The organism is Bacillus sp. FDAARGOS_235 (genome assembly GCF_002073415.2).
Lineage (GTDB): Bacteria > Bacillota > Bacilli > Bacillales > Bacillaceae_G > Bacillus_A > Bacillus_A toyonensis.
In genome coordinates, this window is the sequence record NZ_CP020436.2 from 22,358 (window position 1) to 34,529 (window position 12,172).

Consider the following 12,172-nt stretch of genomic DNA (forward strand, 5'->3'; position numbering starts at 1 on the left):
TTATTGTTAAACAAATTCAGATTTTATATTTATTTGTATTTTTTTAAAGTTCCTTCATAATAAGCTACAATCGAAAACTTGGAACGTTCCTGAGAAACAAGATTGAGTGTCCCATGATAAACACCATCATCATATGTAAAAGTATTAGGGATGCTTATTATTGGACCGAGGAAAGGATTTGGAAATGTTTTAAAACAGCTTTTCACATATTCGTTTGCTTCTACATTTTGTGTAACGTCTTTACATATCCCATTATTGCTAGGAACATTCAATCCCTCCGCTTGTGCAGAGATTCCTCCCATAACAAGAAATCCTAATGTTAATACACTTACAACAAATTTTTTAAACATATAATCATCCCTTTTTATTAGTTTTCATCCTGATGAGAATTAATAACCGTGAACTACTCGCCACTTAGCAAAGCTTGAAGTGGGAGCTTCTCAGTTCCACGACGAAAGTAACCTTTCGTCTCCCTGAGCGTTACTTCGGGGTGTTCCACCCCTAGATGTCCAACGCATGGATGCTCTTTTGGTACGGTTGATATTTTACGCAGGAACCGAATGGCTTGGTTTTCGCACTCTATTTTCTTCCTGCAACCTTCTATATCAAGTTATCAAAGAACTTCATATAGCAAGTTTATCAAAAGTTTTTGGCTATGCTAAACCGAAATTCATCTCCCACCTATCGTTGGGCTACGCCCTTCACACGCTTGAGGAAGGAGAATTCTTTCGGGGAATACGTTAAAATACAGTTATTTTTTCAATTATAAACAATCTAAAGAGTGAGTTCGTTTTGTAACACTAATACAAATTGAGCACTAGCTGTTATAGTATATTTCCACTTGAATATACAAAATCCTCCTTTTTTAGGGTATGGAGACATCGCCGTTAAGTTAACAAAAACAAGATACTCCATTCCTATCAAGCTAAGAAAAGCAAATACCCAAAATGAGAAAATTGACATATTTAGGTGAAAATGTACAATTTTTTGTTTTGGGAGCGTTATAAAATTCTTAAGTTGATGGGCATATATGGTGACCCCTATTAGAACTTAAGATAAGCAATTTTTATAAGATACTAAAAGAATATGAGACCACACAAGGCCAGCTTTAATTACAAGTCTAGTTCCATTAAAAGAATAGCGAAAGTTACAAAACCTTCAACTTTTTAAAAAATGAAATAATAACCAATACCTATATTTCACTTAGTCGTAGAAATCAAAAAAACATACAAACATTTAACATTTTTATACTCTAAGCTTAATAGTGATATAATACTTCCTCAAGAAATAAGCCCCCAAAATATAATGAATTCAAAGAAAAAAGAACCCACTGGAGATCGGGTTCTTTCAGAAGTGATGATGTTTTCTCGGCTTCACAAAGTGAGAAAATACAAAAATATAATACATTGAGTGTTAGAGAATTTCAATATTAAAAAACTCTTTCGGAATGAAAATTTTTTTATGTAACACTAGTATCTTTTCTTACTTCTATTTCTTTTAATAAGTCCATAAATTTTATCCATAATAAACTCTTCTTGTTCTTTCCAAATAGCTTCAGCTTCCTCTAATGTAGCTACTCTCACTAACTCCTCAATTGCTGTATCTTTAACTAAAAATGTAGCTATAGCCCCTGTAGCTGTTGAATATTTAGTAATAACTGAATCTATAATAGTATCAATTTCTAGTAACTTATTATTAGACTCCTCTTCATTTTGACTACTTTCGTTTAATATTTTTTTATCAGAAAGTTCTTTTAATCGAGAATTTAGAATAAATTCTACATAACCGATTGGCGAATCAATATCTGAACGAAAACGTATATCCTCAATTATCTCTAATACAATTTCTTTATGCTCTGCCCATTTCTCAAGCACTTTAGGAAATACTTTTTCTTTACAACGTTCTTCAAATCTTTTGATTTTTTGTTCAAATGTATTTGGCTGTTGAAACTTATCTAATTTTTTTTCAAAATGAACTAAATCAGAATCTTTCTTTTTCTGAGCACGAATGATGAATCTAATTTTTTGTACTTTCCTACCTATTTTAATTTCCTCAAATTCAAAAGAAATATCTGTTTTTTGATTTAATTCTTTTTGAGAGGGCTTCAATACACGTTGCTTGAAATTTGCATAGTTAGGGTATACATCCATTGCATCTAAATAATACCTTAAATTTTCTAAACTAATTGTACGTTCTTTTAAATCTTCATATTGCTTAAGTAGCTCATAAATACGTATAGCATATGTACTTTTTAATTTAACAACATTAGCCAATCTATAGCTTGTAAATTTGCTACTTAGTTCTAATAAGAATGGCTTTAATAAAGGATCAAAACGCATGTCAATTGTCCCTTTATTTCTATTGTAAATTGCTGAAGAAAGCCAAGATACTTGTATTAATTCTTCCCCAGCTCGGATTTCAATTACTTTAGATAATAGTTCCTTTGTAATTTTACTTAACTCTGTATATTTAGTAGATCCATTCAAACCAAGTAAATCATGAAATTGTTTAATTGGGAATGTGTATGTTTTAAAGTCCCGGTCGTTGGGTTCAATATTACTAGCCAAACAAAGTAACATTTTTTGTTCAACTAAATTCAAACGTGAATTAGCTTCAATCAATGTATTTGATTTGGAGACAATATTATTCTCTTTAATTTGTAAATCTTGATTTATAGACATATCTACATACGTCATTCCTTTCCTACCCCTATTACTAAATTAACTATAACAAACAAAATCACTTTGTTATAGTTAATTTTTTTCAAACCCTTATAATCGATTTCCCACTGTAAGATATCTAAGTACTCTACATAACATAATTATGTTATGTGGAGTACTTAGATAATGAAACTTTATCTTTTTAAATTTATAAAAATGTATATCATGTACCAAATTTGTTATCTTTAGAACCGTTTTTGTTATAGATGAAACCAAATTTGTTATCTTTGAAACCATTTTTGTTATAGATAGATAACCAAATTTGTTATCTTTAAAACCATTTTTGTTATAGATGAAACCAAATTTGTTATCTTTAAAACCATTTTTGTTATAGATAGATAACCAAATTTGTTATCTTTAAAACCATTTTTGTTATAGATGAAACCAAATTTGTTATCTTTAAAACCATTTTTGTTATAGATAAGTATTATAACCCCTTATATATCAATATGTTTCAGCTTCCTAAAACATATAAACATATAAAACATATAAAACAATTATTATATAAACATACAAAACATATAAAATTATGTTGAATGTATTAAAATATATTATCTTTTTATAAAAACTCCATATGGAATTTCAAACTATGATGTGTTTATAAAACCAAATTTGTTACGTTTATCTCTTTTTACATAGTTATAAATCATGCAACAAGCTTGCGAGTTGTTGTCCCTCATCAAAATCCTTTTATGCTATACCCTTAGAAACATTATGCTAATTAAGATTAGCAACAAAGTAATTCCAACTAAAGATCAAGATTTGAAGCCAAATATCATTGAATGGATATATAATTATTATTGAAGAGCAATCTGTAGGTCACATAGGTACACTTCAAAAGAGGAAAGCACTTTAAGTAAGTGCTTTCCTCTCCTTCTTATTATCATAATGGAGGTACCACAATGAAAGAACATAACAAAAATCATATTATATAAGAAAATACACATAAAGAGATAAAAGTACAAAATCAATTAGAGTTGAACCCTGGCGCTCTTTTAAAGAGGAAATGAAGGTGCTTGGTATTACGGATAATGACATTTTTCAAATCCATTTGATTAAAAAACGCATGTGAAATTGCGAATCCTCTTGTAAGTGTTGTAATATAAACACAAAAAGAGAGCAACATGCTACCAACATGTGCTCTCCTTTAGATAGCTGCTACCATCAAATTGGCGGTGGCCACTAAATAATAACACCTACAATATTTTAGGTGTTGTTTTTAATCATTTAGGCTTGTAAAATATTTCGTATTTCTTCTATACGTAAATTTGTAAACTTTGCAATATCTTCTATTGGCATTCCGTTTTTATGCATACCACGAATAAGTTGCATTTTCCCTTTTTCAATCCCTTTTTGTTCTGCATAAGCAAACTTTGCGGCTTCATCCATCAACGCTTTCTCCCTTGCTTCATACGCTTGTCGGAAAGAAGAATCTTGACTCATACGTTCCCATTTAATCATTTATAATTCAAGGATTTCTTGTATTTCTTCTATAGATAAATTCGTAAATTTCGCAATATCTTTTATTGGCATTCCATTTTTGTGCATACCACGAATAAGCTGTATCTTCCCTTGTTCAATGCCCTTTTCAATCCCTTTTTGTTCTGCATAAGCAAACTTTGCAGCCTCATCCATAAGAGCTTTTTCCCTTGCTTCATACGCTTGTCGGAAAGAAGAATCTTGACTCATACATTCCCATTTATTCATGGCTTTTTGTAAAATCGGGTCTTGGTTCATCGCAATATCCTCCAATGTTTGGGTTAAATGTTCATCTTCATTCGCTGGAAGTAGTAATAACCAGCGAACAAACGAATCTTCCCAGGGATTTACTTGTTCATTCCGCCACTGTTGCATGAGTTTTGGAATCTCCACAATATGAACTTCAATATCATCACTTAACTTCTTTTGCTGTTGTTGATTCCATAGGATTCCTGTTGTATGGAACGCTTCATATTCTGGAAACATGACGAAATTTAACAAATTAATTGTAATTGTTTTGTGAAGAGAACTATATGGCATTCCCTTTTGTAGTTGGGATGTATATAGCCTTCCCCAATAATATAAACTTCTCTTAATCATGTCATGATTATTATTCAGTTGTATTTCTACATTTACCTTTGTTCCTGTATCTAATGTAGCGGAAATATCTAAAATCGATAATTTATCCTCTTCATGTTCTCGGTGCAAGTGTGGATCTTCTAGTTGTAACGAAACAATGGGTGATTCTAAAGAATCTTGTAACATCGCATTTAAAAAAGCAATGAGAATATCTTCATTTCCACTTGTGCCAAATAATTGTTTAAAAGCAAAATCAATGCGTAAATTCACTAACTGTTGGTTAGACATGGGTTTTCCTCTCCCCACCTCATACGATGTTTTTCTTTTATTGTACAAAATAGAGTGGTAACCATGCAAATAAGTCCTTATCACCACAGACATAAGAATTTACCAAGATATTTATAATATATCACTGATTCTTATGAATTTAACATTTTGTATCTTTTGTAAAACTCGTTTAATGAATTATTAAATTAAAAATGCACCAAAACTTTTAAGTTATGAACACACCCCTTGTGATTTATTCCATTCACTTATCTTTTTAGTATCCTTGTTTTCATATAATTGAGAATTTATTCTTTAGGCACAACTCTAATCAATGTTAAAATATTACATGTACAACTTAACAAAATAGGGGGTCTTAATTTCATGATTACAAATTCTGTACCAGAAGTTTTAACAACAAATGAAATTCGTGCCTTTCTTTCATTCTTAAAATGTGAAGAAATTTCCAATGATAAAGCTCTAGACGTTTTAAAACGTGATTGTTTTAGCGCAAGGAAAGTTCGAGGGGCAAATTACTACGCTACAAGTGAAATAGAAGAAGTATATAATTATTTAAAAGAAAGATATGCATTGCATTTTAAAAGACGTAATATCAAAGACTTTGAAGATTTATATGAAAGAGCTTTTGATTATTGCGAAAAACATCGTGACAACTTCTGCAAACCAATTAATCGCTACATATAAAATTATTATATTACCAGGAGAAAGCTGTGATGTTTTATCATTTAAACGTAGACAGGAGGACGATCAACATTGAAATTAACAGGTCTTGAACCATTATATCAAAGCATGCGCGCGCAAAAAATGACGCGTACAAAATTCAAAATCACAATAAATAAGGCTATCTTTAGTATCATTTATTTTATTGATTCGAAACCTCATAAACTTGCTATTGGAATCCATGCTAAAAATGTATTCTTTGAAATTCCAGTAAACAAAGGTTTCACAATCAAAGCTTATATTGACAAACATTACAAAGATGTATACGAAGCCTTAGGGTTATCACCAAATTCTACAAATCCATTTAGCTCAAGGGCTTTTTTTGAAGAAATCAACAAACGTATACCCACAACCACCAATCCAGGTAACACCCCAAAACCAAGGGATGTTATATATTTTAGAAAAGACGTAGAAGAGGCTGAAAAAATCTATTTTTTCGGTTGGAAAGACAATGATATCCGTGGCGAAAAATTAAGTGATGAAAACCTTCATAAAACTAGACAATTATTGGATGAAAAGGCCTACATAATGTGCAAAACCTATAATATCAGTAGCCGTTGGACCGATGATTCAGCTAAAGAAGTCGCTTATACATCACCCCGAAAAGGAAGATTAGGAAGCAAGAAAAACTTTTGAGGACTGTGTACAGCTGTTTGAAGTAAACAAATCGCAAGTAAGTACACCTGCACATTTCATAACAACATATACAAAACAGTTAACTACAAACAGAAAGCGTAGAGAGCAACAAGAAAAAGAACGCACAACAAATATGGCATTTGGAAAACCAATGAAGAGTCTAATACCATCAATGGATTTATTCAAAAAAATGATTGATCCAAACGCCTAAATCTCATTTTCCACAAAAAAATAATTGTTTTATAGCCTTGTTCAAAAAATTCACCCCTAACAAGGCTTTTTGTCATGCCATTATTTATTTTAATAGATTAAATATAATATCAATCTATTATATTTAATCTATTAAGAGTATTTTTCACAACAAATCCACTATGAATTTATAATTGAATTGAACCTGCTCTTAAATCAGTAATTAAATAAGAAGAATTTTCTAATCCCTTGTGAGAGTAAGGCTTATTGAGCAAAAATAAATCCTAATGTATTTAATCATTTTAATTTTTTTTAAAACAAGATTTATTATAAAAAGTATCCCATATTGGGAACTATATTTTTCTAGATTTTTAAACATAACCCCCCAGATCAAACTAAATAGCAAAATAGAACTCTTCCTATCATTTAATATACAAATTTACGGAACACCGAATATCTGTAGACAGTATACATACTAATATTCGTGATTTTTACCATAAATATATAGTACAGCACTTTAAAAACAAACGATCATTCCTGTCCATTATGAGCATTTCAGTAAAGAGAATAGCCTCAGAATTAATTCAGAATAATATGAGATAAATCTACAGAATTAGTTGCGACAACATACTTATGTTATTCTGAACTTATTCTTATCTTAAACTCATTGGTAGAACTAGGTTCCGCGGAATGTTTAGAAACTTAGATTTACCTTGAAGCTCTCCTGGTAAGGGTATCTTGATTCAGCTATGAATCAGATTCCGTTGCTAGGCAGATTTTCATAAAACTACGTAGGCGGGGCGGCGGCCATTCCCATTCCTCGCATATCGTCCTCCTTCAACATCGGCCCATCATTCGCCTTCCACTCATTCCTACACATCTATATATCCACCTATATCACAACTCCACGCCCTGTCTAGCCATGCCCACATGTCTCCGCAGGGCCACGCAATGTCCTGGCCCTGGACTCCCACCAAGCCCCAAAGAAAACACCTCGACCTAGAATCCCCTATTGCTTGTTTTTAGGGTTTTCGTATATAATTGCGGTACACAATTTTTAGGACAAAGGAGTATATAAACATGACTTGGGATCTTTCTGTTGATGTTTTCCTTGCTGATCTGTTAAAACATGGCCGTAAATCTTCCACCGTTAAACAATACCGCTACGATCTCACACTTTTCACATCATGGATTCAGAAATACGTCAAATTGCCTCCAGAATCGTTTTTTCATTCTTTTGATACAAATGTATTAGAAAGATACTTAAAAGCTCTTAAAAAGGAACGTGGAGCGTCGATTTCTAATGTCAAGCGTGTACGAGGCATTCTGATTAACTTTTTACAATTTCATGGTGCGGCCCAGGATTTAAAAAGTGATGTCTCCCCTCCTGGACTAACTTCTAAGCACTTTGCATCGGATAAAGAAATTAAAAAGCTATTCCGCGTTATGCGTAGTTATAACGGATTAACCGACTACCAGGCGTCAGGAAGAAAGTTTATTCTAGAACGTAACCTTTTATTGATTCATTTCATGTTAGATTACGGACTATCCATCCAGGACATACTCACGCTTTCTATGCATGATGTACACTTTGGGACAAATACGATTACCCCAGGAGGGCTACACGCCCACAAACGATCTATTACCCTTTCAAAAGAGTATGTAAAACTTGCCTTATCTTATTACAACAAGATTCCTAATCTGGTTAGGCCGCGCCAACAAACGGGCGACCCCTTCTTTGTGGCGTTTGATTTCGCCCCGCAAACGTTCCGCTGGGACTATGAAAAAGATCAACCCGCCGCTTTGACTCGAATCGCTGTACAACGCATGCTACAGAAAGAAGCAAAACGCGCTGAAATTCATGTCACGCCTACCATGCTACGGAACCGTTTCATATTAAATGCGCTACAGAAGGGCATGAAACCCATTGAAATCAAAGCATTGTTGGGATTAAAAAGCGTTGAGGCCCTACATAGATACGTTCAATTTTGGAACAACCAGCAATAGAAAAAGTTTCATGTAAGCAACAAAAGCTCTGGTTTTGATTGCACCAGGGCTTTTGTTATGCTATTTTGGGTCAATATACATGCCCATCAACATAACGCAAATTTCGTACGCTTAGAAAAAAACTTTGCTACATATGTAGCAAAGTTTTTTTAAATTATTTAATTCTCGCTCTACCATCAGCTTTGTTAACTAACACTTTAATGGTTTTAACAACCTTTTGTTTAATTCCCACAATGCTGTTTTACTACTAGAATTTTTGTGTGTAAAAGAAAATACCATTTTTATTTCATTTTATAATCAATTCGAAAGTAAACTTTTAAATAAAAGTTTACTTTTTTATCTATCTGGACTTACCCCTTAACGAAAAATTTTGTATATTTGGTAATAAATGATACTTATTACCAAAACATACAAAGGGGTCTCATAATGGATATTTTTTTATTCAATTTATTATTTTTTTCAGTCTTAATTTTATTGAAAATGAATTTTATTTCAGCACTAAATACAGAAATAAAAAGAGAGTCAAAAAACTATTTAATAATAATTATTGATTTTCTTTTTATAATTATTTTTTTATGGCTTAGTATAAATGTTTTTTTAGAAATTACTTTAATATTACGCAGAAATTTCGATAATCTATCTTTATAAAATAGTATATTAATTCATTGTTCTTCATTAATTTGTTTAACTATCATATTATCAAACTGTTAAAACTTTTAGATATTTACATTAAAAAAACGAATGCAAACTTTTGAATATTAGTTTACTTTCAAATCCCCTTAAACATTGAATTCCAAACAACTCCCCTGATATCCTCAATTTATATAACAAAAGTATACATTCAAAACACTTTAAATAAAGAGGTCATAAATCCATGAATAAAAAGCCACATCTTATTGATGTACAACCCATTAGTAAGATCCAGGCTTATCGACAATTGCAAAAAGCCAGAGATTTTTCCGATATAGAGTCCATCAGGACTCACACCATGCGGAAAACCTTCGGCTATTGGTTCTATAAACAAACAAAAGATGTAAGCCATGTTGCAAGAAATATTGAATCACAGCACACCACAAGTTACACTCAAGTATATTGGAATCAATAAAGAAAAAAAAGATAATGTTCTTGATACATTTCAATTTTAATTAACAAATATGTTTATAATTTATTAAGGAGTATACATATATGAACAAGAAAAGAAAAAAGATACTTTTTACTTTAATTTTATTTTTCATAACCCCCATTATTTTTTGGCTTATAGTTACCATTTCACTAATTCATTGTCTGATATTCTCACTTATTATTTTTACTCTAACAATATCTACATCCATAAATTATTGGAAAAAGAATCGTAATGATAGCATTTTGTCTATTTTAGCTTCTGTATTTATTTTACTATGTATTATCACCCAATTATATATTCTATACCCTGTCAGTTAACATAATCCCACTTATCGTTAGTATCCAAAAAAGCTTAGAGTTCTCATATGACTCTAAGCTTTACTTTTGTAAAAGATTATTTCCAAAACTCATACCATTTCTTATCTTTACTTGCAGCAATCATCTTCTTAACTTCCTGGACTTCTCTTATTGTTTGCATAAGCATTTCATCACGCCCTTGGTTCTTCGCCACATCCTCACTAGAATTTGTCGCTATAAGTACCTGAGATTCATGTATCGTTTGTATAGCGCTCAATAATTCTGATTCTCTTTGTGCAAATCGCTGGTCTTGTTCAATTAAACGTTTGCTTAATTCTTGTAGTAATTCATTTTGTTTTTCAATAACCTCGTTTTGATCTTGAAGCATCGTCTGTAGCGTTGTAGCGTTGAAATCCGGTTCTTCATAGCGCTCAATTTCGTGTCGCTCTAATGGCAATATCTCAACGCCTTGATGCCATGATACTATTTGTTTTGTGGCGTTTTCTAATGTCATATCTGTGTCGTTCTTTAGGTTGATAACCTTACGAAACACCATTACATCACTTTCTCTATACTTCCTATGCCCACGTTCATTCTTTATGAAAGTATAACCCTCTTTTTCTAGTACATCAGCATACTTACGTAATGTACTAGATTGGATACCTAATTGCTCTGCCACTTCGCCAGGACTATATAACGTCTTCATAGCGTCTCACCTCAAAAATATATTCGCTATAGCAATGATATACCCTTTTTCCTAATAATTCACGTATCACTTGTTTCAAATTCTTTTTTCTATATACAAGATTTTATACAAAAACAGAATAGCGGGGATCCCTAGAATCCTCGCTATATCAACGATGTATAAAATATTGTATAAAAGATAAATAGACAGAAAGACAGAAAACCTCATGAAAACAAGGATTCTATCAAATTATTTGCTACCGATAATGAGACGTTATGTTAACCTTACATGTATAGGATATACAGGATTCTTTGTTCAAATAAAGGGACAAGTTTGTTGAAAAGGGAATTATCATTATGAAATAGTAAGTATGGAGGGAATTTATGAAAGGCAAACCAGAACTGAAAATAGAAACAGAAAAAGTTTACAAAACAATGATGAACTCCAATAAAATATTTATAGCCCGCATTATACAAATGCCTAGAGAAGAAAAACTAGACTTGGTCTTAGTTATTCAAAATCGTAAGAACAAAAGAATTATTTATAGAGAAATCTTAGTCACAACAGACAATGATTATTATTCTTTTCGAATCGCACGGGGAAATATCCAATGGGTTTCTTTAAATACAGTTGCAGTATGGGATTCGTTAGGTCATAAATTAGTGGAAGTATCAGCTATAACAGGAAAAGAAAATTATCGCATTTCTGATGAACATTCTTCAGCTTATCGAGAAAAGAGATCATAATTCCAACAGTCAGTACTTTAGGTAAAACAAAGACAGGACTTCCAATAACGAAAATTATGTAAACACAAAAGTCCTCCAGTTAAACAATCCGGAGGACTTTTAATAGTTTTCTAAGTTATCTTCCAAATACACTCAATCCTAAATAAATCAAACTATAACTAATTAAAGCACTTGCAAGCATCAAACCTATTTTTAATAATTTGTCTTTTATATTAGGCTTTACTTCACTTACAGGTTTTCCCTCTATAAAATCAACTATTTGACGATAAGTTTTTAAATTATGCTCTTTTTTTATGTTTTCAACTTGCTGTGATGAAAACATAAGCAAAATCGTAAGTCCCACAGGTATTATAAGGCCATAATAACCCAAAAAGTAAAATATAGGTGCTGTAGAAATAGGAATTATAACCATTAATGCTAACATGATGTAACCCCACTTAAAGAAAGTTGATTTTTGAAGTTCTTCTTTCATGATCTTTACATCTCCTTTAACTAAATCATCCAGGGAAACGTTAAAGAGAATACTCATCATTAGTAAATTATGAATATCTGGATAGTTCCTTTCATTTTCCCAGTTAGAAATAGATTGTCTGGAAACATGAATTTTTTCTGCTAACTTCTCTTGGGACATATTATCCCGTTTACGAAAATATTGTATTTGTCTACCAATGTTCATCTATACATCTCCCTTAAGTTTGAGGTTAAGT

10 protein-coding genes and 2 pseudogenes are annotated in these 12,172 nt (G+C 31.7%); 6 read left to right on the top strand and 6 right to left on the bottom strand.

Going from position 1 to position 12,172, the window contains the following annotated elements; translation table 11 throughout:
* Window positions 1-29: 29 nt before the first annotated feature.
* The 4 genes from A6J74_RS01360 to A6J74_RS01380 form a co-directional block, all read right to left on the bottom strand.
* Window positions 30-350 (bottom strand): hypothetical protein, encoded by a 321-nt coding sequence (locus tag A6J74_RS01360; protein WP_000473092.1) that lies wholly within the window; start codon window positions 348-350, stop codon window positions 30-32.
* Between the two features lie 1,119 nt (window positions 351-1,469).
* The gene (locus tag A6J74_RS01370; RefSeq protein ID WP_033659126.1) at window positions 1,470-2,681 is read right to left on the bottom strand and encodes a replication initiation protein; all 1,212 of its coding nucleotides are present in this window, start codon (window positions 2,679-2,681) and stop codon (window positions 1,470-1,472) included.
* A 1,266-nt stretch (window positions 2,682-3,947) separates the two neighbouring features.
* Window positions 3,948-4,109: a hypothetical protein gene (locus A6J74_RS29885; RefSeq protein WP_154213875.1), complete on the bottom strand. Its 162-nt coding sequence runs from the start codon at window positions 4,107-4,109 to the stop codon at window positions 3,948-3,950.
* A 72-nt stretch (window positions 4,110-4,181) separates the two neighbouring features.
* A complete protein-coding gene (locus tag A6J74_RS01380) occupies window positions 4,182-5,066 on the bottom strand; it encodes an Rpn family recombination-promoting nuclease/putative transposase (RefSeq protein WP_000070877.1) in 885 nt (294 codons plus the stop codon).
* A 360-nt stretch (window positions 5,067-5,426) separates the two neighbouring features.
* On the opposite strand from A6J74_RS01380, the gene A6J74_RS01385 reads away from it, so the two are divergent.
* From A6J74_RS01385 to A6J74_RS01410, 5 genes and pseudogenes are all read left to right on the top strand, one after another.
* Window positions 5,427-5,747: a hypothetical protein gene (locus A6J74_RS01385; RefSeq protein WP_000632269.1), complete on the top strand. Its 321-nt coding sequence runs from the start codon at window positions 5,427-5,429 to the stop codon at window positions 5,745-5,747.
* A gap of 69 nt (window positions 5,748-5,816) precedes the next feature.
* Window positions 5,817-6,419, top strand: a complete 603-nt coding sequence (locus tag A6J74_RS01390) for a DUF6037 family protein (protein ID WP_000778653.1) — start codon at window positions 5,817-5,819, stop codon at window positions 6,417-6,419.
* Window positions 6,400-6,630 (top strand): annotated as a pseudogene (locus A6J74_RS30280) (Replicase RepFR55); the annotation flags it as partial. The gene A6J74_RS01390 and the pseudogene A6J74_RS30280, both read left to right, overlap by 20 nt.
* Window positions 6,631-7,688: 1,058 nt before the next feature.
* Window positions 7,689-8,615 carry a tyrosine-type recombinase/integrase gene (locus A6J74_RS01400; protein WP_000219630.1) on the top strand — a complete coding sequence of 309 codons (927 nt, stop codon included), beginning with the start codon at window positions 7,689-7,691 and terminating at the stop codon, window positions 8,613-8,615.
* Window positions 8,616-9,519: 904 nt separating this feature from the next.
* A pseudogene (locus A6J74_RS01410) lies at window positions 9,520-9,760 on the top strand (tyrosine-type recombinase/integrase); the annotation flags it as partial.
* A gap of 371 nt (window positions 9,761-10,131) precedes the next feature.
* Here the strand turns inward: A6J74_RS01410 and A6J74_RS01420 are convergent.
* A complete protein-coding gene (locus tag A6J74_RS01420; protein WP_000855466.1) occupies window positions 10,132-10,740 on the bottom strand; it encodes a DUF3967 domain-containing protein in 609 nt (202 codons plus the stop codon).
* Between the two features lie 362 nt (window positions 10,741-11,102).
* Here A6J74_RS01420 and A6J74_RS01425 point away from each other — a divergent pair, with 362 nt between their 5' ends.
* Window positions 11,103-11,465 (top strand): hypothetical protein, encoded by a 363-nt coding sequence (locus A6J74_RS01425; protein ID WP_000676863.1) that lies wholly within the window; start codon window positions 11,103-11,105, stop codon window positions 11,463-11,465.
* A gap of 115 nt (window positions 11,466-11,580) precedes the next feature.
* Here A6J74_RS01425 and A6J74_RS01430 read toward each other — a convergent pair whose 3' ends face one another.
* A complete protein-coding gene (locus tag A6J74_RS01430; protein WP_001020682.1) occupies window positions 11,581-12,141 on the bottom strand; it encodes a helix-turn-helix domain-containing protein in 561 nt (186 codons plus the stop codon).
* Window positions 12,142-12,172: the final 31 nt, after the last annotated feature.

What these genes read in the sequence shown, in the direction of transcription:
- A6J74_RS01360 (WP_000473092.1), bottom strand. Translation starts at nt 350, where the DNA reads ATGTTTAAAAAATTTGTTGTAAGTGTATTAACATTAGGATTTCTTGTT.
- A6J74_RS01420 (WP_000855466.1), bottom strand. Translation starts at nt 10,740, where the DNA reads ATGAAGACGTTATATAGTCCTGGCGAAGTGGCAGAGCAATTAGGTATC.
- A6J74_RS01380 (WP_000070877.1), bottom strand. Translation starts at nt 5,066, where the DNA reads ATGTCTAACCAACAGTTAGTGAATTTACGCATTGATTTTGCTTTTAAA.
- A6J74_RS01370 (WP_033659126.1), bottom strand. Translation starts at nt 2,681, where the DNA reads ATGTCTATAAATCAAGATTTACAAATTAAAGAGAATAATATTGTCTCC.
- A6J74_RS29885 (WP_154213875.1), bottom strand. Translation starts at nt 4,109, where the DNA reads ATGGATGAAGCCGCAAAGTTTGCTTATGCAGAACAAAAAGGGATTGAA.
- A6J74_RS01400 (WP_000219630.1), top strand. Translation starts at nt 7,689, where the DNA reads ATGACTTGGGATCTTTCTGTTGATGTTTTCCTTGCTGATCTGTTAAAA.
- A6J74_RS01385 (WP_000632269.1), top strand. Translation starts at nt 5,427, where the DNA reads ATGATTACAAATTCTGTACCAGAAGTTTTAACAACAAATGAAATTCGT.
- A6J74_RS01425 (WP_000676863.1), top strand. Translation starts at nt 11,103, where the DNA reads ATGAAAGGCAAACCAGAACTGAAAATAGAAACAGAAAAAGTTTACAAA.
- A6J74_RS01430 (WP_001020682.1), bottom strand. Translation starts at nt 12,141, where the DNA reads ATGAACATTGGTAGACAAATACAATATTTTCGTAAACGGGATAATATG.